The sequence below is a fragment of the Escherichia sp. WS1118 genome, assembly GCF_046487695.1.
In the GTDB taxonomy this organism is placed as follows: Bacteria; Pseudomonadota; Gammaproteobacteria; order Enterobacterales; family Enterobacteriaceae; genus Escherichia; species Escherichia coli.
Genome location: NZ_JBJQIZ010000004.1, coordinates 338,561 through 359,821 on the forward strand (window position 1 = coordinate 338,561; position 21,261 = coordinate 359,821).

The window sequence follows — 21,261 nt, forward strand, 5'->3', positions numbered from 1 at the left end:
TTTGTGAAAAGTGCAATGACAAGCTCTCCACTGCGGGTCGCGATAATCGGCGCAGGCCAGGTGGCGGATAAGGTTCATGCTTCGTACTACTGCACCCGCAATGATCTGGAACTGGTGGCTGTCTGTGACAGCCGCCTTTCCCAGGCGCAGGCGCTGGCAGAAAAATACGGGAATGCATCCGTGTGGGACGATCCGCAGGCCATGCTGCTGGCGGTGAAACCTGATGTGGTTAGCGTCTGCTCACCTAACCGTTTTCATTACGAACATACCCTGATGGCGCTGGAAGCGGGCTGCCATGTGATGTGCGAAAAACCGCCCGCCATGACGCCAGAACAGGCGCGGGAAATGTGCGATACCGCGCGCAAACAGGGCAAGGTGCTGGCCTACGACTTTCACCATCGTTTTGCACTCGATACGCAACAGCTGCGTGAACAGGTGACCAACGGCGTTTTGGGAGAGATTTACGTTACCACCGCCCGCGCCCTGCGTCGCTGCGGTGTTCCCGGCTGGGGTGTCTTTACTAATAAAGAATTGCAGGGCGGCGGCCCGCTGATCGACATCGGCATTCATATGCTGGATGCGGCGATGTATGTGCTGGGTTTTCCAGCGGTGAAAAGCGTGACTGCGCATAGCTTTCAAAAGATCGGCACGCAAAAGAGCTGCGGTCAATTTGGCGAGTGGGACCCGGCAACCTACAGCGTCGAAGATTCGCTGTTTGGCACCATTGAATTTCATAACGGCGGCATTCTGTGGCTTGAGACCTCATTTGCACTCAACATCCGCGAACAGTCGATTATGAACGTCAGCTTTTGTGGTGATAAAGCCGGGGCGACGCTGTTTCCAGCACATATCTACACCGATAACAACGGTGAGTTAATGACGCTGATGCAACGGGAAATGGCAGACGACAACCGTCATCTGCGCAGTATGGAAGCCTTTATCAACCACGTACAAGGTAAGCCCGTGATGATAGCCGACGCCGAGCAGGGATACATCATCCAGCAACTGGTGGCGGCGCTTTATCAATCCGCAGAAACAGGGACGCGTGTGGAATTATGATCAGGCCAGTAACGTTAACGGAACCCCATTTCAGCCAGCATACCCTGAACAAGTATGCTTCGCTGATGGCGCAGGGGAACGGCTATCTTGGGCTTCGCGCCAGCCATGAAGAAGATTACACGCGCCAGACGCGCGGCATGTATCTGGCAGGGCTTTATCATCGGGCGGGTAAAGGTGAAATCAACGAACTGGTGAACCTGCCTGATGTCGTGGGGATGGAGATTGCCATAAATGGTGAGATTTTCTCGTTATCCCGCGAAGCATGGCAGCGTGAGCTTAACTTTGCCAGTGGCGAATTACGCCGCAACGTTGTCTGGCGTACCAGCAACGGCGCAGGTTACACCATCACCAGCCGTCGCTTTGTTTCGGCAGACCAACTGCCGCTCATTGCGCTGGAAATCACTATTACGCCACTGGACGCCGACGCGTTAGTGCTGATTTCAACAGGCATTGACGCCACGCAAACCAACCACGGTCGCCAACATCTCGACGAAACCCAGGTGCGGGTATTTGGTCAGCATCTGATGCAGGGGATCTACACCACCCAGGATGGGCGCAGTGATGTGGCCATCAGCTGTTGCTGTAAGGTGAGCGGTGATGTGCAGCAATGCTATACCGCCAAAGAGCGCCGTTTACTGCAACATACCTGCGCGCAGCTTCACGCAGGTGAGACGTTGACGCTGCAAAAACTGGTGTGGATCGACTGGCGGGACGACAGACAAGCCGCTTTAGACGAATGGGGCAGTGCGTCGCTTCGTCAGCTTGAAATGTGCGCGCAGCAGAGTTACGACCAACTTCTTGCAGCATCCACAGAAAACTGGCGTCAGTGGTGGCAGAAACGTCGTATCACGGTAAACGGCGGCGATGCGCACGATCAGCAAGCGTTAGATTATGCGCTTTATCACCTACGCATCATGACGCCTGCTCACGACGAGCGCAGCAGTATTGCGGCAAAAGGTTTGACCGGGGAAGGCTACAAAGGCCACGTTTTCTGGGATACGGAAGTATTTTTACTGCCGTTCCATCTGTTTAGCGAACCGACGATTGCCAGAAGTTTACTGCGTTATCGCTGGCACAACTTGACAGGCGCGCAGGAGAAAGCGCGACGCAACGGCTGGCAGGGCGCGCTATTTCCGTGGGAAAGCGCGCGCAGCGGCGAAGAAGAGACGCCGGAATTTGCCGCCATTAACATTCGCACCGGGTTGCGGCAAAAAGTGGCCTCTGCGCAGGCGGAACATCATCTGGTGGCCGATATCGCCTGGGCGGTTATTCAATACTGGCGGACCACGGGGGATGAAAGTTTCATTGCTCATGAAGGCATGGCGCTACTTCTGGAGACAGCAAAGTTCTGGATTAGCCGCGCGGTGAGGGTTAACGACCGTCTGGAAATTCATGATGTTATTGGGCCAGACGAATATACCGAACATGTCAATAATAACGCCTTCACCAGCTATATGGCGTATTACAACGTCCAGCAGGCGCTGAATATCGCTCGTCAGTTTGGCTGTAGCGACGACGCGTTTATTCATCGTGCAGAAATGTACCTCAAAGAACTGCGGCTGCCAGAAATTCAGCCCGACGGCGTTTTGCCGCAGGATGATTCGTTTATGGCTAAGCCGGTGATTAATCTGGCGAAATACAAAGCGGCGGCGGGGAAGCAAACCATTCTGCTGGATTATTCACGCGCAGAAGTGAACGAGATGCAGATCCTCAAACAAGCTGATGTGGTGATGCTCAATTACATGCTGCCGGAGCAGTTCTCAGCGGCATCGTGTCTTGCCAATCTGCAATTTTATGAACCGCGCACTATTCACGACTCGTCATTAAGTAAAGCAATCCACGGCATTGTTGCCGCACGCTGTGGCCTGCTGACCCAAAGTTATCAGTTCTGGCGCGAGGGGACTGAAATCGATCTTGGTGCTGATCCACATAGCTGTGATGACGGTATCCACGCTGCCGCAACTGGCGCTATCTGGCTGGGGGCGATTCAGGGTTTTGCCGGGGTGAGCGTGCGTGACGGTGAATTACATCTCAATCCGGCGTTACCTGAGCAGTGGCAACAGTTGTCTTTCCCTCTGTTCTGGCAGGGCTGCGAATTACAGGTCACTCTCGACGCGCAGCGTATTGCGATTCGAACTTCTGCGCCTGTTTCACTGCGCTTGAACGGTCAGCTTATTTACGTCGCTGAAGAATCTGTTTTCTGTTTGGGGAATTTTATTTTGCCCTTCAATGGGACCGCTACCACGCATCAGGAGGGGGAATGAAACTGCAAGGGGTAATTTTCGATCTGGATGGAGTAATCACCGATACCGCGCATCTGCATTTCCAGGCGTGGCAGCAGATTGCCGCTGAAATTGGCATCAGCATTGATGCGCAGTTTAACGAATTCCTAAAAGGGATCAGCCGCGATGAGTCCCTGCGGCGAATTCTGCAGCACGGGGGTAAAGAGGGCGATTTTAACCCACAGGAACGAGCGCAACTGGCGTATCGCAAAAATCTGCTTTACGTCCACTCACTGCGCGAACTGACGGTTAATGCTGTGCTGCCTGGCATTCACAATTTGCTGGTAGATCTCCGAGCACAGCAGATTCCGGTTGGGCTGGCTTCTGTCTCCCTGAATGCGCCGACGATTTTAGCAGCGCTGGAGCTGCGTGAGTTTTTCACCTTCTGCGCGGACGCTTCCCAACTTAAAAACTCGAAACCGGACCCGGAAATCTTTCTCGCCGCCTGTGCCGGACTGGGCGTGCCGCCACAGGCATGTATCGGCATTGAAGATGCGCAGGCGGGCATTGACGCCATTAACGCCAGCGGTATGCGCTCGGTGGGGATCGGCGCAGGCTTAACGGGGGCGCAATTATTGTTGCCCTCAACGGACTCCCTGACCTGGCCGCGGTTATCGGCCTTCTGGCAAAACGTATAGCAAAGGAATCAACATGGCACAGCTTTCGTTACAACATATTCAAAAGATCTACGATAACCAGGTGCATGTGGTGAAGGACTTCAACCTGGAAATTGCCGATAAAGAGTTCATCGTATTTGTCGGCCCGTCGGGCTGCGGTAAATCGACCACCCTGCGCATGATTGCCGGGCTTGAGGAGATCAGCGGCGGCGATCTGTTGATCGACGGCAAACGAATGAATGACGTTCCAGCCAAAGCACGCAATATCGCGATGGTGTTCCAGAACTACGCGCTGTATCCGCATATGACGGTCTACGACAACATGGCGTTTGGTCTGAAGATGCAAAAAATCGCCAAAGAGGTGATTGATGAGCGGGTGAACTGGGCGGCGCAAATTCTCGGCCTGCGTGAGTACCTGAAACGCAAGCCGGGCGCGCTTTCCGGCGGGCAACGTCAGCGAGTGGCGCTTGGGCGGGCGATTGTGCGCGAAGCGGGCGTGTTTTTAATGGATGAGCCGCTCTCTAACCTGGATGCCAAGCTGCGCGTGCAAATGCGCGCAGAGATCAGCAAGCTGCATCAGAAACTGAACACCACCATGATCTACGTGACCCACGATCAGACCGAAGCGATGACCATGGCGACGCGGATTGTCATTATGAAGGATGGGATTGTTCAGCAGGTCGGTGCGCCGAAAACGGTTTATAACCAACCTGCGAATATGTTTGTTGCCGGATTTATTGGATCACCAGCGATGAATTTTATTCGCGGCACGATCGATGGCGATAAATTCGTTACGGAAACGCTTAAATTAACCATACCCGAAGAGAAATTAGCGGTTCTGAAAACACAGGAAAGTTTGCATAAGCCCATCGTAATGGGAATACGCCCGGAAGATATTCATCCGGACGCACAAGAGGAAAATAACATTTCCGCCAAAATTAGCGTGGCGGAATTAACCGGTGCGGAATTTATGCTCTACACCACGGTTGGGGGGCACGAGTTAGTGGTCCGTGCTGGTGCGTTAAATGATTATCATGCAGGAGAAAATATCACTATTCATTTTGATATGACTAAATGTCATTTCTTTGATGCAGAAACGGAAATAGCAATTTGCTAAATACAGGGGGAAGGCATTCTCCCAGGATAATACAAGGAACAATAATGAAAAAGTTATTACCCTGTACCGCACTGGTGATGTGTGCGGGAATGGCCTGCGCACAGGCCGAGGAAAAGAACGACTGGCACTTTAATATCGGCGCGATGTACGAAATAGAAAACGTCGAGGGTTATGGCGAAGATATGGATGGGCTGGCGGAGCCTTCTGTCTATTTTAATGCCGCCAACGGGCCGTGGAGAATTTCTCTGGCCTATTATCAGGAAGGGCCGGTAGATTATAGCGCGGGTAAACGTGGAACGTGGTTTGATCGCCCGGAGCTGGAGGTACATTATCAGTTCCTCGAAAGCGATGATTTCAGTTTCGGTCTGACTGGTGGTTTCCGTAATTATGGTTATCACTACGTTGATGAACCGGGTAAAGACACGGCGAATATGCAGCGCTGGAAAATTGCGCCAGACTGGGATGTGAAACTGACTGACGATTTACGTTTCAACGGTTGGCTGTCGATGTATAAATTTGCCAACGATCTGAATACGACCGGTTATGCTGATACCCGTGTCGAAACGGAAACAGGTCTGCAATATACCTTCAACGAAACGCTTGCCTTGCGAGTGAACTATTATCTCGAGCGTGGTTTCAATATGGATGATAGCCGCAATAACGGTGAGTTTTCCACGCAAGAAATTCGCGCCTATTTGCCGCTGACGCTCGGCAACCACTCGGTGACGCCGTATACGCGCATTGGGCTGGATCGCTGGAGTAACTGGGACTGGCAGGATGATATTGAACGTGAAGGCCATGATTTTAACCGTGTGGGTTTATTTTACGGTTATGATTTCCAGAATGGTCTTTCCGTTTCGCTGGAATACGCGTTTGAGTGGCAGGATCACGACGAAGGCGACAGCGATAAATTCCATTATGCGGGTGTTGGGGTGAATTACTCGTTCTGATAATGTGCTAAATTGCCGGATGCGGGGCGAGCGCCAAATCCGGCATATATTTATTTCAACGACATATGCGTAGCAACGGTAATATTTTGTGGTGACGGTTTTCCGGCAATTAGCTGGAATAATAACTCGCAGCTTTGTTGACCTAACTCCTGCGTCGGAACATCGATGCCGCCTGGTGCAGGCGTTAATATAAACGACAGCGTTTCATTACTATAACCCACCACCGCTAACTGCTGCGGAATAGCAATGTTTTTCTCTGCCGCCGCACGATAAATACTCATTAATTTCAGGCTGTCAGTAGCAAACACTGCCTCAGGCAACGGTGACTGGCTTAATAATTCCCGTGCTGCTTTTAATGCTGTCTCATGGGTATAACCGCCGTCAACAATCCATTCATCACGCACTGCAATATTATGCGTAGCCAGGCTTTGCCTATAACCATTTACCCGATCCACTGAAACATGAACATCAAGCGGCGCATGCAGGCAGGCAATATTCTTATGCCCGCTTTCAATTAACGCATCGGTTAGCGCAATACTGTCGCCATAATTATCGGTATCGACGGAATAAACATGGCTGTATTGACCTTCAACTTTACCGATCACCACCACCGGGATCTCGTATTTGTCGAGTTGTGCAAAGAAGGATTCATCAGCAGGCGAACTTAGCATAATAATGCCTTTAATCATTTTCTGCTTAATTTTGCTTTCGCATTTTTGCAGATCTTCTGCCGGATTGTGCGACGTTTGTAATATCACGTCGAAACCTTCTTCTTCCGCTTTGGCGGTGATGGCATGCAAAACTTCAGAGAAAAACGGATTACCCGCCGTAGTTTTGGTCGAACGGGTAGAAATCACCATAATGGCATCAAAACCCGAAGAGGTCAGCGCGCGGGCCAGCTTGTTTGGTTGATACTGTAATTCTTCAATGGCCCGTAACACTTTTTCGCGCGCTTCCGGGGAGATATTGGTTTGCTTATTCAGCACGCGTGATACGGTGGATTTTGATACGCCTGCAACCCTGGCAATATCATAAATAGTAGGGGACATAGGTCAGGAACTCCGTCCGAACGTGAATGCTGCACATCTTATGGAGTTCGCCCGTCGATGACAACACGGGTAGTTGATAATCAATGGCCTGGCCCCCACATTCATATCCTTACGAACGATTTTTTTTTCTGGTCTTCAGAGCAGCACAGGACAGCAATGAAGCGACTTAAAAATGAACTCAATGCGCTGGTGAATCGGGGTGTCGACAGACATCTGCGCCTCGCTGTAACCGGACTTAGCCGCAGCGGCAAAACAGCGTTTATCACCGCGATGGTTAATCAGTTGCTCAATATTCATGCCGGAGCACGTTTGCCGCTTTTAAGTGCGGTGCGTGAAGAGCGCCTGCTGGGCGTAAAACGCATTCCTCAGCGTGACTTTGGCATTCCGCGCTTCACCTATGATGAAGGACTGGCGCAGTTATATGGCGATCCTCCCGCCTGGCCGACGCCAACGCGCGGCGTCAGCGAAATTCGCCTGGCGCTACGCTATAAATCGAACGATTCGCTGCTGCGCCACTTTAAGGACACCTCCACGCTGTATCTGGAGATTGTGGATTACCCCGGCGAATGGTTGCTCGACCTGCCGATGCTGGCGCAGGACTATTTAAGCTGGTCGCGCCAGATGACGGGCTTACTCAATGGTCAGCGCGGCGAATGGTCGGCGAAATGGCGAATGATGTGCGAAGGGCTGGACCCGCTAGCGCCTGCCGACGAAAACCGACTGGCAGACATTGCCGCCGCGTGGACCGATTATCTCCACCACTGCAAACAGCAGGGGCTGCACTTTATTCAGCCAGGACGCTTTGTTTTGCCTGGCGATATGGCAGGAGCGCCCGCGCTGCAATTCTTCCCATGGCCAGATGTCGATGCCTGGGGCGAGTCCAAACTGGCGCAGGCCGATAAGCACACCAATGCCGGAATGTTGCGCGAGCGTTTTAATTATTACTGCGAGAAAGTGGTGAAGGGGTTCTATAAGAATCACTTCCTGCGTTTTGACCGCCAGATTGTGCTGGTGGACTGCCTGCAACCGCTCAACAGTGGACCACAGGCATTTAATGATATGCGTCTGGCGCTGACGCAGCTGATGCAAAGTTTCCACTACGGGCAGCGTACCCTGTTCCGGCGTTTGTTTTCGCCGGTTATTGATAAGCTATTGTTTGCTGCCACTAAAGCGGACCATGTGACCATCGATCAGCACGCCAATATGGTTTCATTGCTGCAACAACTGATTCAGGATGCCTGGCAAAATGCGGCGTTCGAAGGGATCAGTATGGACTGCCTGGGGCTGGCGTCTGTTCAGGCGACCACCAGCGGAATTATTGATGTTAACGGTGAGAAAATCCCGGCGCTGCGCGGTAATCGACTCAGCGATGGCGCACCGCTCACTGTTTATCCTGGCGAAGTTCCCGCACGTTTGCCTGGTCAGGCGTTCTGGGATAAGCAAGGCTTCCAGTTTGAGGCGTTTCGTCCGCAGGTGATGGATGTCGACAAACCGCTACCGCATATTCGTCTTGATGCTGCGCTGGAATTTTTAATAGGAGATAAATTGCGATGACCGAACCGTTAAAACCACGTATTGATTTCGACGGTCCACTGGAGGTCGATCAGAATCCAAAATTCAGGGCGCAGCAGACCTTTGACGAAAATCAGGCGCAAAATTTTGCCCCAGCCACGCTCGATGAAGCGCAGGAAGAAGAGGGGCAAGTTGAAGCGGTAATGGATGCAGCGTTACGTCCGAAACGCAGCCTGTGGCGCAAAATGGTGATGGGCGGGCTGGCTCTGTTTGGCGCAAGCGTTGTCGGGCAGGGCGTGCAGTGGACAATGAACGCCTGGCAAACCCAGGACTGGGTGGCGCTGGGTGGATGTGCCGCTGGGGCATTGATTATCGGCGCTGGCGTAGGTTCTGTGGTAACAGAGTGGCGGCGCTTATGGCGCTTGCGACAGCGCGCCCATGAACGCGACGAAGCGCGCGATTTGTTGCACAGTCACGGCACGGGTAAAGGCCGTGCATTCTGCGAAAAACTGGCGCAGCAGGCGGGTATTGATCAGTCACATCCGGCGCTGCAGCGCTGGTATGCCTCAATCCATGAAACGCAGAACGATCGTGAAGTGGTCAGTTTGTATGCTCACCTGGTCCAGCCAGTTTTAGATGCTCAGGCGCGGCGCGAAATCAGCCGCTCAGCGGCGGAATCAACGTTAATGATTGCCGTTAGCCCACTGGCGCTGGTGGATATGGCGTTTATCGCCTGGCGCAATCTGCGTTTGATTAATCGCATCGCCACGCTGTATGGCATTGAACTGGGATATTACAGCCGTTTGCGCCTGTTTAAGCTGGTATTGCTGAATATTGCTTTTGCCGGAGCCAGCGAACTGGTGCGCGAAGTGGGGATGGACTGGATGTCGCAAGATCTCGCTGCGCGTTTGTCTACCCGGGCAGCTCAGGGGATTGGTGCTGGACTTCTGACGGCACGACTGGGGATTAAAGCTATGGAGCTTTGCCGCCCGCTGCCGTGGATTGACGATGACAAACCTCGCCTCGGGGATTTCCGTCGTCAGCTTATCGGTCAGGTGAAAGAGACGCTGCAAAAAGGCAAAACGCCCAGCGAAAAATAATGCAATATCGGGTGCTGACCGGATATCTTTACGCCGAAGTGCCCGTTTTTCCGTCTTTGTGTCAATGATTGTTGACAGAAACCTTCCTGCTATCCAAATAGTGTCATATCATCATATTAATTGTTCTTTTTTCAGGTGAAGGTTCCCATGCGTCTGGAAGTCTTTTGTGAAGACCGACTCGGTCTGACCCGCGAATTACTCGATCTACTCGTGCTAAGAGGCATTGATTTACGCGGTATTGAGATTGACCCCATTGGGCGAATCTACCTCAATTTTGCTGAACTGGAGTTTGAGAGTTTCAGCACTCTGATGGCCGAAATACGCCGTATTGCAGGTGTTACCGATGTGCGTACTGTCCCGTGGATGCCTTCCGAACGTGAGCATCTGGCGTTGAGCGCGTTACTGGAGGCGTTGCCTGAACCTGTGCTCTCTGTCGATATGAAAAGCAAAGTGGATATGGCGAACCCGGCGAGCTGTCAGCTTTTTGGGCAAAAATTGGATCGCCTGCGCAACCATACCGCCGCGCAATTGATTAACGGCTTTAATTTTTTACGCTGGCTGGAAAGCGAACCGCAAGATTCGCATAACGAGCATGTCGTTATTAATGGGCAGAATTTCCTGATGGAGATTACGCCTGTTTATCTTCAGGATGAAAATGATCAACACGTCCTGACCGGTGCGGTGGTGATGCTGCGATCAACGATTCGTATGGGCCGTCAGTTGCAAAATGTCGCCGCCCAGGATGTCAGCGCCTTCAGTCAAATTGTCGCTGTCAGCCCGAAAATGAAGCATGTTGTCGAACAGGCGCAGAAACTGGCGATGCTAAGCGCGCCGCTGCTGATTACGGGTGATACCGGCACCGGAAAAGATCTCTTTGCGTATGCCTGTCATCAGGCAAGCCCCAGAGCGAGCAAACCTTACCTGGCGCTGAACTGTGCGTCTATACCGGAAGATGCGGTCGAGAGTGAACTGTTTGGTCATGCTCCGGAAGGGAAGAAAGGGTTCTTTGAGCAGGCGAACGGTGGTTCGGTGCTGTTGGATGAAATAGGTGAGATGTCACCACGGATGCAGGCGAAATTACTGCGTTTCCTTAATGATGGCACCTTCCGTCGGGTTGGCGAAGACCATGAGGTGCATGTCGATGTGCGGGTGATTTGTGCTACGCAGAAGAATCTGGTCGAACTGGTGCAAAAAGGCGTGTTCCGTGAAGATCTCTATTATCGTCTGAACGTGTTGACGCTCAATCTGCCGCCGCTACGTGACTGTCCGCAGGACATCATGCCGTTAACCGAGCTGTTCGTCGCCCGCTTTGCCGACGAGCAGGGCGTGCCGCGTCCGAAACTGGCCGCTGATCTGAATACTGTACTTACGCGTTATGCGTGGCCGGGAAATGTGCGGCAGTTAAAGAACGCTATCTATCGCGCACTGACACAACTGGACGGTTATGAGCTGCGTCCACAGGATATTTTGTTGCCGGATTATGACGCCGCAACGGTAGCCGTGGGCGAAGATGCGATGGAAGGTTCGCTGGACGAAATCACCAGCCGTTTTGAACGCTCGGTATTAACCCAGCTTTATCGCAATTATCCCAGCACGCGCAAACTGGCAAAACGTCTCGGCGTTTCACATACCGCGATTGCCAATAAGTTGCGGGAATATGGTCTGAGTCAGAAGAAGAACGAAGAGTAAGCGTGAATATGCCTGATGGTGCAACACCATCAGGCATATTAACTTATGCTTTCAGTACAGCCAGAGCTGCTTCGTAATCCGGCTCGGTGGTGATTTCATCCACCAGCTGGCTGAAAATCACATTGTCATTTTCATCAATAACCACAACGGCACGCGCTGCCAGACCTTTCAGTGGGCCATCAGCAATTGCCACACCGTAGGCTTGCAGGAATTCAGCGTTACGGAAAGTGGAGAGGGTGATAACGTTGTTCAGACCTTCTGCGCCGCAGAAACGAGACTGGGCGAACGGCAGATCGGCAGAGATACACAGCACAACGGTGTTGTCGATCTCGGTTGCCAGTTGGTTAAACTTACGTACTGATGCGGCGCAAACACCGGTATCAATACTCGGGAAAATGTTCAGCACTTTGCGTTTACCCGCAAACTGACCGAGGGTGACGTCAGACAGATCTTTTGCCACGAGAGTAAAAGTCTGCGCTTTGCTACCTGCCTGCGGGATGGAATTGGCGACTGTAACCGGGTTGCCCTGGAAATGAACGGTTTGTGACATGATTATCTTTCCTGTTTACATATAGTTAACGTCACACCTAGTTTATGCTAACTGTCAATAACACAGCAAACGCTATTTGCGCTTAATCCGCAGACCACCGCGACAACAAGGAGTAAAGATGAGAACCGTTAAGGTATTTGAGGAGGCCTGGCCCTTACATACCCCGTTTGTGATTGCTCGGGGAAGTCGCAGTGAAGCGCGCGTGGTGGCGGTTGAACTGGAAGAAGAAGGTATTAAAGGCACCGGTGAATGCACGCCGTATCCGCGTTATGGAGAAAGTGATGCCTCGGTAATGGCGCAAATTATGAGCGTCGTGCCGCAATTAGAGAAAGGGCTGACACGGGCGGAGTTGCAAAAAATCCTCCCTGCCGGCGCAGCACGTAATGCGCTGGATTGTGCATTGTGGGATCTGGCGGCGCGAAAACAGCAGCAATCGCTGGCTGATTTGATCGGCATAACGCTTCCCGAGACAGTCACCACGGCACAGACGATAGTCATCGGTACGCCTGATCAGATGGCCAATAGTGCATCAACACTCTGGCAGGCAGGCGCGAAATTACTGAAAGTGAAGCTGGATAACCATCTTATCAGTGAGCGGATGGTGGCAATTCGCACAGCTGTGCCCGATGCGACGCTGATCGTTGATGCAAATGAATCCTGGCGTGCAGAAGGGTTGGCGGCGCGTTGCCAGCTATTGGCAGATTTAGGCGTTGCGATGCTTGAACAACCGCTTCCTGCGCAGGACGATGCGGCGCTGGAGAATTTTATTCATCCGTTACCGATTTGTGCTGATGAAAGTTGTCATACTCGTAGCAATCTGAAGGCGCTGAAAGGGCGCTATGAGATGGTTAACATTAAGCTTGATAAAACCGGTGGTCTGACGGAAGCGCTGGCGCTGGCGACTGAAGCGCGTGCACAAGGTTTTCGTCTGATGCTGGGCTGCATGTTGTGTACCTCTCGGGCCATTAGCGCCGCTTTACCGCTGGTGCCGCAGGTCAGTTTCGCCGATCTTGACGGACCGACCTGGCTGGCGGTAGATGTGGAACCGGCGCTTCAGTTTACGACGGGCGAATTGCATCTTTAGGATGCCAGCGCAGCAAGTTTGCCATCGCAAAGAGATATTTTTCGCTGGCTTCGTCGGAGGAGATGGGTGGAAACTCTGCGGTGATGCAATGCAAGTTGAGATCTGCACACCAACTGCCGAAAGAGCCAGGCGTTTCATAACCGACGCTGGTTACCAGAGGCAATTCAAACGCCTGGGCCAGCCATTCACCTAATTCGCTGTGTCTGGGATCTTCAATACAGGCCAGCGGATCGTGGAATGAGACCACCCAGGCAGGTTGAATGCGGTGTATAAGCTGGCACAGCGCCTGGGTTTCAGGTTCGGAGCCAGGTTTGTCACCTGTCAGTAAAACGACATCACGTTCTTCAGCGGCGCTGTTCCAGCGATAAACTGTTTCACCTTCCTTCCAGTTCGCTGCCGGAAAGTTTCGGTTTAAATCCACACCATTAGCATTGGCCCGTAACCCTAACTGGCAGCCGTCAGGATTCACACACAGCACCACATGATGGCGGCGCAAAGAAGGTGTCAAAGTCCGCAGAGCACAGGAGAGCGTGACGATCGAAGAGTTTTCATCACCGTGAGTGCCAGCCAGAATCAAACCACTTTCGTGACTGGCTGCAGGGGCCGGAAACCAGATTAACGGCGCGCCCAATAATGAACGTCCGTAATGTTCTGTTCCGGGCGGAAATGCGCCGCGTTCGGCGCGTGGGCGAGTTACGGTCATGATCGTCTCTGGTTCAGGAAGTATTACAGGCAGTGTTGTGCAAATTTTGCGGATTATCAAATCCTTTTCTTCAACGCTATGTCATCGATCTTGTATCACTTTTTTGCCGGAAGTTGTTTGTATTTTCATTGATGTGCAGATATTAGAATTGTCGTAATGTTATATACATGGCGTATTTTATTCTTACTGGTTCTACACATGTTAATCGCATCTGATTGATCAGTTCACCTTAATAAGTTTAATAAATCGTACTGCACATAGTACAGTACGATGGTAGCTATATAATTGATTTACATGAAGAAGGGCTTATCACCATCAGTCCCGGGTTGATTGATGCCTATATTCTCACCAATGTGTTTCTCAGGTTTATCGATGATATCTGTGATTAATGCTGCGACACTCTTACGTGATACGATCGTACCTTTGAATGGTTCATTGCGTGAGGTAAGCTCATAATCAATAATATCTTCATCAGTCAGCCAGGCAGGGCGAAGAATTGTATATTCCAGTCCAGAAGCCTCAATTGCATCCGCAGCCCTGCGGAATGGTTTTAGGGGTTCACCAATAACTGCATTATTCCATTCGCCAAATTTTCCTGGAACTTCATCATAAATACCGAGGGAAAGAACAAAGATCAGACGTTTAACATCACAGGCTTTCATCGCAGCGATCACTGAATTTGCCTGAATATCTAAATCTTCCCCCGTAAGGTTGGCATACACAACATCCTGTCCCTGCATGGCCTGCTTCAGTGCTGCATGATTCAGTACATCCCCCATAATAATCTTGCTATTAGTTGGATAGGGTTTGTGGATTTTTGCTGGCTGACGGGCAAATAAAGTTTGTTTAATGGTTTGTTTATCTGCCAGTTGATTAATCACATGGCGGGCTATCTGACCGCCAGCACCAAGAATCAGTACATTTTTCATGAAACTTTTCCCAGATTATTGGCAGCAATATGCCAGGCCATATCACTATTACGGATTTGAATATGTTTCATTACAGAGTTTCCTCAAAGAACGGAGCTAATACTGAAATTGCTTCAGCCATATAGACTTTGCCATCATAAAGATCCATATGGTTTGCGCCTTCAACAATGTGATAGCGTTTATCCTGGCTTGATGCTCGATCGTACAGGTCGTCACTCATCCATTTGCTCCCAGCCTGGCTGCCCGCCACAATCTGTATCGGCTGAGTCAGGTACACTTCCGCCATATGGTAAGCATCATAGGTAATAATCTGGTTAAGGCTGCGCAAAGTAGCGTAACCCGGTGCTGTTGGATACTGCGCGCGAGGGGTGTGGTAATATTCCCAGGCCTGACGCAGTTCTTCGTTCGGCGCATCGGACTCCTTCATTGGTGCCAGTGGCATAGTGGCGTATTCTCCGCTGCTAATATCGCTGGTTCGGGCGTTTGAACCCGCGTCAACGTATGGTAGGGCATCAATAGATTTCACATTGTTTTCCCAACCATTACGGAACATCGAACCAATATTGACCGCACTAACAGTACCGATGGCCTTGATGCGGCGATCCTGAATTGCAGCATTGGCTGTATATCCTGCACCGGCACAAATTCCCATCGCACCAATTCGGGTATTGTCGACATAAGAAAGCGTTGTCAGGTAATCAATCACGGCACTGACGTCTTCAGTACGAATGTATGGGTTTTCTAACTGACGCGGCTCGCCGCCGCTTTCACCTTGATAAGATGCGTCATAAGCAATAGTGACAAATCCCTTTTCCGCCAGTTTTTCGGCATAGGTTCCGGCCGTTTGCTCTTTAACGCCCCCACCTGGGTGAGATACCACAATTGCCGGATACTGACGGGTTTCATCAAATTTTGGAGGGAAATAGATCACTGCAGACAAAGAGATGGTTGGATTATTGCTGTTAGTGAAGCTGACTTTATTATTCATCATTCCGTTCCTCATGGAGTTGTCGGTTCGTTTTAACGGTTGGTGATATCACTATAGATATTGATCATTAAGTTGATTAGACCCAAAATCATGATTAGACCTATCATTTAAATGATTAATAGATTGTATGGAGATACTGAATGAAGCGTGAAGAAATCGCTGATCTGATGGCGTTTGTCGTTGTTGCAGAGGAGCGTAGCTTCACTCGCGCAGCAGCCCGCCTGAGCATGGCGCAGTCAGCTTTAAGCCAGATAGTGCGCCGTATAGAAGAACGATTGGGATTGCGGCTTCTGACGCGAACCACGCGCAGCGTTGTACCCACTGAAGCGGGCGAGCATCTTTTGTCTGTTCTTGGCCCTATGTTGCATGACATAGATTCTGCCCTGACATCCCTGAGCGATCTGCAGAACCGCCCATCCGGGACAATACGTATTACTACTGTAGAACATGCAGCAAAAACGATATTGTTACCAGCTATGCGCACATTCCTGAAATCGCATCCTGAAATTGATATTCAGCTTACCATTGATTATGGTTTGACCGATGTCGTTTCTGAACGTTTTGATGCAGGCGTCCGTCTGGGTGGGGAGATGGATAAAGATATGATCGCCATTCGAATCGGGCCAGACATACCAATGGCTATTGTTGGCTCACCGGATTATTTTTCTCGTCGAAGTGCTCCAACGTCAGTGTCACAATTAATAGATCATCAGGCAATTAATTTGTATCTTCCCACATCGGGTACAGCAAATCGCTGGAGATTAATACGCGGTGGACGTGAAGTTCGTGTTCGCATGGAAGGTCAGCTTTTACTGAATACGATAGACCTGATCATTGATGCTGCAATTGATGGGCATGGATTGGCGTATCTACCTTATGATCAGGTTGAGCGGGCTATTAAAGGAAAAAAACTGATACGTGTTTTGGATAAATTCACACCAGATTTACCCGGTTATCACCTGTACTATCCACACCGTCGACATGCTGGCTCGGCATTCTCATTATTTATAGATAGGCTGAAGTATAAAGGTGCTGTTTAGCACTACTTGCTGATACATTAATTTAATTCTTCTCTTAACGTATTCTCAGTTCCTTTCAACGTTTTGGTTATTTTTTATTCTTCGCACAATGGCGACAGATGCTGATTATGATACCGAAAACGGGTTTGAATGTGCGAAGCCCGAACGTAGTGTTCGGAGTTCTATGTGCTTTACCGCATTTTGGAGACTATTATTTACACTAAATCTGATTTGATATATTGATACTTAAAACATTTGATGCTTCCTTTGTCACTTTTTTGATGGAAGTTGTTTGCATTTCTTTAAAGCGAAACAAATAATTACGCATCAATTTTAATGTCGGTTAGAGGGAAACTTATGAAGCACTCTGTTTCAGTCACGTGTTGTGCGCTGTTGGTCAGCAGCATTTCTCTTTCGTATGCTGCTGAAGTTCCGAGCGGCACAGTACTGGCAGAGAAGCAGGAGCTGGTGCGCCACATTAAAGATGAGCCAGCGTCGCTGGATCCCGCTAAAGCCGTGGGCCTGCCGGAGATTCAGGTCATTCGCGATCTGTTTGAAGGACTGGTGAATCAGAACGAGAAAGGGGAGATTGTCCCCGGCGTTGCGACTCAGTGGAAAAGTAATGACAACCGTATATGGACTTTTACCCTGCGCGATAACGCAAAATGGGCGGATGGCACACCGGTAACGGCGCAAGATTTTGTCTACAGCTGGCAACGTCTGGTGGACCCGAAAACGCTATCGCCATTTGCATGGTTTGCCGCGCTGGCGGGAATCAACAACGCACAGGCGATTATTGATGGTAAAGCCGCGCCTGACCAGCTTGGCGTCACCGCAGTTGATGCCCATACTTTGAAAATCCAGCTTGATAAACCATTGCCGTGGTTTGTGAATTTAACCGCTAACTTTGCCTTCTTCCCGGTGCAAAAAGCCAACGTAGAAAGCAGTAAAGAGTGGACGAAACCCGGAAATCTGATCGGCAATGGCGCTTATGTTCTTAAAGAGCGCGTAGTCAATGAAAAACTGGTCGTAGTGCCGAATACCCATTATTGGGATAACGCCAAAACGGTACTGCAAAAAGTGACCTTCCTGCCAATTAATCAGGAATCCGCAGCCACTAAGCGTTATCTCGCGGGGGATATTGATATCACCGAATCCTTCCCGAAAAATATGTATCAGAAGTTGTTGAAGGATATTCCGGGGCAGGTTTATACGCCGCCGCAGCTCGGGACCTATTATTATGCGTTTAACACGCAAAAAGGGCCGACGGCAGATCAGCGCGTTCGCCTGGCATTAAGTATGACGATAGATCGCCGCCTGATGACCGAAAAAGTGTTGGGGACGGGCGAAAAGCCAGCGTGGCATTTTACACCAGATGTTACCGCGGGATTTACGCCGGAACCTTCGCCGTTTGAACAAATGAGTCAGGAAGAACTGAATGCGCAGGCAAAAACTTTGTTGAGCGCAGCTGGTTATGGTCCGCAAAAACCGCTGAAGCTGACGCTTTTGTATAACACTTCAGAAAACCATCAAAAAATTGCAATTGCTGTAGCATCGATGTGGAAAAAGAACCTGGGTGTAGATGTTAAATTGCAAAACCAGGAATGGAAAACCTATATCGATAGCCGTAACACCGGCAATTTTGATGTTATCCGCGCCTCGTGGGTAGGGGATTATAATGAACCCTCCACTTTCCTGACATTATTAACGTCAACGCATTCCGGGAATATTTCACGCTTTAACAATCCGGCATATGACAAAGTTCTGGCCCAGGCATCGACGGAAAATACCGTTAAAGCGCGTAATGCCGATTACAACGCGGCAGAAAAAATCCTCATGGAGCAAGCACCGATTGCACCAATTTATCAATATACCAATGGACGATTAATCAAGCCGTGGCTGAAAGGTTATCCTATTAATAACCCTGAAGATGTGGCGTACAGTCGGACTATGTATATTGTGAAGCATTGATGTGATGGGAACTGGCGTTACCCTTGTGGATAACGCCAGTGATGTCTGATTTAGCGACCCTGGTCCGGCGGTGTAATGTTATCCATATACAGCGTCTGGCTGGGGAAGGCAAAGTCCGCACCGTGTGACTGTACAATATCGATAATCTTCAAATAAACGTCTTGCTGTGCAGCAAGCCACTCAGCCCATACCGTGGTTTTGGTAAAGCAATAAACCATAATATTTAATGACGAATCAGCAAACTGGTTGAAATAAACCAGTAAGGTTTGTCGCTGGTCGATGGCCGGGTGATTTTTCAGCATCTCACGTACGGCTTCGACAATAACGCCCACTTTTGCCGCATCCTCATAACGTAAACCAATGGTCGTGGTAATGCGCCGGTTGGTCATTCGTCCAGGATTTTCTACGCTGATCGACGAAAACAGCGAGTTCGGTACGTACAATGGACGATTATCAAAGGTCTTAATTTTGGTAATTCGCCAGCCAATTTCCGCTACTGTACCTTCGATATTTCTGTCCGGTGAACGGATCCAGTCGCCAATACTGAAAGGACGGTCGAAATAGAGCATAATCCCGGAAAAGAAGTTACTCAGAATATCTTTACCGGCCATACCGACAGCCAGACCACCAATACCACCAAAGGTCAACAAGCCAGAAAGGCTCATGCCGAAATGTTCGCCATAAAGCAGAACAAGCACCACAATAATGGTGATTTTGATAATGCGCGACATGATCCGCGCACTGGTGATATCGCGACCTTTTTTAATCTGCTGTTTTTCAAACTGATTAATCAGCAGAAATAGCTTAATCGTCAGAATAACCGCAATCAGGGACGTACAGATAAAATCGATAACGCCTGGGGTGATAAATTTGAGTTTATAGTTTTCTATAACATAGTTAATGATGCTACCAACAGCACTAATAATTATGGTGTAGATTAAAAATTGCACCGCATGGAATAAAAATCCTTTTCTTTTACGATTTCCACGGCGAAACCAAAAGCTCATCAGAATCAATGCTGCGCAGCTACCGAAAATAATGACCAGATTAAGCGCATTATTTGTAAACAGTTCAGCGATCATTGTTTTATCAGGCTCCTCCAGATAATTGTCGTCATGCCGGAAACCCCTGGCGGGACTATTTTACCGCGACAATTCATTCAGATCATCAATAGTCAGGGAAGGAAGTAGCAACATTAGCTAACTAATCAATACGTTGATTGTAAATCCAGCTAAGAGGTGAGGTTTTCAGAGCAGACAACGGTGAAATGTCATGGTATTGTTACGTTTAGGTAACAAGAAATTTGTCTGCACAAGGATTACATCATGATTATGGCGAAACTGAAGTCAGCGAAAGGGAAGAAATTTCTCTTTGGTTTGTTGGCGGTTTTCATTATTGCGGCGTCGGTTGTGACTCGCGCGACCATCGGCGGCGTTATAGAACAGTACAATATTCCGCTGTCTGAGTGGACGACATCAATGTATGTGATTCAGTCATCGATGATTTTTGTTTATAGCCTGGTCTTTACTGTGTTGCTGGCAATACCGTTGGGAATTTATTTTCTTGGCGGCGAAGAGCAGTAAGTAAAAAATAGGCCCGATAACTCGGGCCTTGTCAGTTATTGAAGAGTCGTTAATCGTCTTCTTCGTCATCCAGTTCAACGGGTGTCTGATACTGGTCAGGTTTAATGACCAGCAGGTCGCAGCGAAGATGATCAATCACCTGTTCCGCCGTGTTGCCAAGGAATGCTGCTGAAATACCGGTGCGTCCGACCGTGCCCAGAACCACAATTCCCGCCTGTAAGTGCTCCGCCAAATCAGGAATCACCTCTTCGGGCAGACCTTTTTCTACGTGCGTCATGTTTTCATTAATGCCGAATTTCTGCCGCAGAGCTTTCATTGCCAGCAAATGCTGCCCACGAATGGCATCGTTATAAACGCTCGGGTCAAATTCCGGCAGTTCAATCGCGATATTAATTGGCGTTACCGGATAAGCGCCAACCAGATGAACTTCGGTATGGTTGACTTGTTCTGCCAGTTCGATCGTCTCTTTGACCAGTTTTTCATTGAGCGCATTATGGTACGGCTCTTCACTGGCGAGATTCACCGCCACCAGCGCCTTACCCCCTTCCGGCCACGGCTGGTCTTTCACCATCCACACCGGGCTTGGGCATTTGCGTAACAGATGCCAGTCCGTTGGCGTAAAAATCACCGCTTCCAGACGGTCATGTTGGTGCGCCATTTTTAGCACCAAATCGTGCCCGCCGCTGATCACTTCCTGAATGATGGCTTCGAAAGGACGGTTATGCCAGACCACTTTAATTTCAATGGGAACGCCAGCATTGAGATAATATTTTGCCTGCTCGTGGATCCAGGCTGTACGCTGGCTGATGACGCCCTGACGCATAGCGGTACGTTCGTCCGGAGAGAGCAGGGTGGTCATTTCGTATGAGAAGTCATAGATCGGCAAAAAGGCTTTAATTTTGCCACCAATCCGTTGATGTAAATAAACAGCTCGCCGCAATGCTGGTTGGTCGTCCTGGTTAGGATCGATAACAACGAGCATGTTCTGATACATAGCCATACAGGGTCTCCTTACAACAACTGTCAACGCAGTTTGTAATTAAAAGATTAACCCATATC

19 protein-coding genes are annotated in these 21,261 nt (G+C 49.9%); 12 read left to right on the top strand and 7 right to left on the bottom strand.

The window, feature by feature from the left end:
* Nucleotides 1–3 precede the first annotated feature (3 nt).
* The 5 genes from ACJHYO_RS09990 to ompG are packed head-to-tail and all read left to right on the top strand — an operon-like array spanning nucleotide 4 to nucleotide 6,025.
* Nucleotides 4–1,059, top strand: a complete 1,056-nt coding sequence (locus tag ACJHYO_RS09990) for a Gfo/Idh/MocA family protein (protein ID WP_000833579.1) — start codon at nucleotides 4–6, stop codon at nucleotides 1,057–1,059.
* Nucleotides 1,056–3,323 carry a kojibiose phosphorylase gene (ycjT, locus tag ACJHYO_RS09995; protein ID WP_085455326.1) on the top strand — a complete coding sequence of 756 codons (2,268 nt, stop codon included), beginning with the start codon at nucleotides 1,056–1,058 and terminating at the stop codon, nucleotides 3,321–3,323. The genes ACJHYO_RS09990 and ycjT overlap by 4 nt, the downstream gene beginning before the upstream one ends.
* Nucleotides 3,320–3,979: a beta-phosphoglucomutase gene (pgmB, locus tag ACJHYO_RS10000; RefSeq protein WP_000775770.1), complete on the top strand. Its 660-nt coding sequence runs from the start codon at nucleotides 3,320–3,322 to the stop codon at nucleotides 3,977–3,979. The genes ycjT and pgmB overlap by 4 nt, the downstream gene beginning before the upstream one ends.
* Nucleotides 3,980–3,992: 13 nt before the next feature.
* Nucleotides 3,993–5,075, top strand: a complete 1,083-nt coding sequence (locus tag ACJHYO_RS10005; RefSeq protein WP_000057971.1) for an ABC transporter ATP-binding protein — start codon at nucleotides 3,993–3,995, stop codon at nucleotides 5,073–5,075.
* A 44-nt stretch (nucleotides 5,076–5,119) separates the two neighbouring features.
* Nucleotides 5,120–6,025 carry a monomeric porin OmpG gene (gene ompG, locus ACJHYO_RS10010; RefSeq protein ID WP_001350256.1) on the top strand — a complete coding sequence of 302 codons (906 nt, stop codon included), beginning with the start codon at nucleotides 5,120–5,122 and terminating at the stop codon, nucleotides 6,023–6,025.
* Nucleotides 6,026–6,075: 50 nt separating this feature from the next.
* Here the strand turns inward: ompG and ACJHYO_RS10015 are convergent, their stop codons facing one another.
* A complete protein-coding gene (locus tag ACJHYO_RS10015; RefSeq protein WP_000075387.1) occupies nucleotides 6,076–7,074 on the bottom strand; it encodes a LacI family DNA-binding transcriptional regulator in 999 nt (332 codons plus the stop codon).
* A gap of 156 nt (nucleotides 7,075–7,230) precedes the next feature.
* On the opposite strand from ACJHYO_RS10015, the gene ACJHYO_RS10020 reads away from it, so the two are divergent.
* From ACJHYO_RS10020 to tyrR, 3 genes are all read left to right on the top strand, one after another.
* Entirely contained in the window at nucleotides 7,231–8,628 is a 1,398-nt protein-coding gene (locus tag ACJHYO_RS10020; RefSeq protein WP_000825801.1) for a YcjX family protein, read from the top strand.
* Nucleotides 8,625–9,686, top strand: coding sequence for a YcjF family protein (locus ACJHYO_RS10025; protein WP_000138728.1), 1,062 nt, complete (start codon nucleotides 8,625–8,627; stop codon nucleotides 9,684–9,686). The genes ACJHYO_RS10020 and ACJHYO_RS10025 overlap by 4 nt, the downstream gene beginning before the upstream one ends.
* 147 nt (nucleotides 9,687–9,833) lie before the next feature.
* On the top strand, nucleotides 9,834–11,375 hold the full coding sequence (gene tyrR, locus ACJHYO_RS10030; RefSeq protein ID WP_001304406.1) for a transcriptional regulator TyrR: 1,542 nt from the start codon (nucleotides 9,834–9,836) through the stop codon (nucleotides 11,373–11,375).
* Between the two features lie 43 nt (nucleotides 11,376–11,418).
* Here tyrR and tpx read toward each other — a convergent pair whose 3' ends face one another.
* On the bottom strand, nucleotides 11,419–11,925 hold the full coding sequence (gene tpx / locus ACJHYO_RS10035) for a thiol peroxidase (RefSeq protein WP_000084387.1): 507 nt from the start codon (nucleotides 11,923–11,925) through the stop codon (nucleotides 11,419–11,421).
* Between the two features lie 118 nt (nucleotides 11,926–12,043).
* Here tpx and ycjG point away from each other — a divergent pair, with 118 nt between their 5' ends.
* Complete coding sequence (gene ycjG, locus ACJHYO_RS10040; RefSeq protein ID WP_410232457.1) at nucleotides 12,044–13,009, top strand: L-Ala-D/L-Glu epimerase; 966 nt, start codon at nucleotides 12,044–12,046, stop codon at nucleotides 13,007–13,009.
* Here ycjG and mpaA read toward each other — a convergent pair.
* The 3 genes from mpaA to ACJHYO_RS10055 form a co-directional block, all read right to left on the bottom strand.
* Nucleotides 12,984–13,712 carry a murein tripeptide amidase MpaA gene (mpaA, locus tag ACJHYO_RS10045; RefSeq protein ID WP_001296042.1) on the bottom strand — a complete coding sequence of 243 codons (729 nt, stop codon included), beginning with the start codon at nucleotides 13,710–13,712 and terminating at the stop codon, nucleotides 12,984–12,986. The genes ycjG and mpaA overlap by 26 nt on opposite strands.
* A gap of 290 nt (nucleotides 13,713–14,002) precedes the next feature.
* Nucleotides 14,003–14,641 carry an SDR family oxidoreductase gene (locus ACJHYO_RS10050; protein WP_000800177.1) on the bottom strand — a complete coding sequence of 213 codons (639 nt, stop codon included), beginning with the start codon at nucleotides 14,639–14,641 and terminating at the stop codon, nucleotides 14,003–14,005.
* Nucleotides 14,642–14,711: 70 nt separating this feature from the next.
* Nucleotides 14,712–15,632 carry an alpha/beta hydrolase gene (locus ACJHYO_RS10055; RefSeq protein ID WP_001518583.1) on the bottom strand — a complete coding sequence of 307 codons (921 nt, stop codon included), beginning with the start codon at nucleotides 15,630–15,632 and terminating at the stop codon, nucleotides 14,712–14,714.
* Nucleotides 15,633–15,769: 137 nt separating this feature from the next.
* On the opposite strand from ACJHYO_RS10055, the gene pgrR reads away from it, so the two are divergent.
* Both pgrR and mppA read left to right on the top strand, forming a co-directional pair.
* Entirely contained in the window at nucleotides 15,770–16,669 is a 900-nt protein-coding gene (gene pgrR / locus ACJHYO_RS10060; protein ID WP_000817701.1) for a DNA-binding transcriptional regulator PgrR, read from the top strand.
* Between the two features lie 336 nt (nucleotides 16,670–17,005).
* Nucleotides 17,006–18,619 (top strand): murein tripeptide ABC transporter substrate-binding protein MppA, encoded by a 1,614-nt coding sequence (mppA, locus tag ACJHYO_RS10065; RefSeq protein ID WP_000682996.1) that lies wholly within the window; start codon nucleotides 17,006–17,008, stop codon nucleotides 18,617–18,619.
* Nucleotides 18,620–18,669: 50 nt separating this feature from the next.
* Here mppA and ynaI read toward each other — a convergent pair whose 3' ends face one another.
* Complete coding sequence (ynaI, locus tag ACJHYO_RS10070; protein WP_000559889.1) at nucleotides 18,670–19,701, bottom strand: low conductance mechanosensitive channel YnaI; 1,032 nt, start codon at nucleotides 19,699–19,701, stop codon at nucleotides 18,670–18,672.
* Between the two features lie 243 nt (nucleotides 19,702–19,944).
* On the opposite strand from ynaI, the gene ACJHYO_RS10075 reads away from it, so the two are divergent.
* On the top strand, nucleotides 19,945–20,202 hold the full coding sequence (locus ACJHYO_RS10075; protein WP_000605090.1) for a DUF2534 family protein: 258 nt from the start codon (nucleotides 19,945–19,947) through the stop codon (nucleotides 20,200–20,202).
* A 49-nt stretch (nucleotides 20,203–20,251) separates the two neighbouring features.
* Here ACJHYO_RS10075 and uspE read toward each other — a convergent pair whose 3' ends face one another.
* Nucleotides 20,252–21,202: a universal stress protein UspE gene (uspE, locus tag ACJHYO_RS10080; protein ID WP_001262123.1), complete on the bottom strand. Its 951-nt coding sequence runs from the start codon at nucleotides 21,200–21,202 to the stop codon at nucleotides 20,252–20,254.
* Nucleotides 21,203–21,261 lie beyond the last annotated feature (59 nt).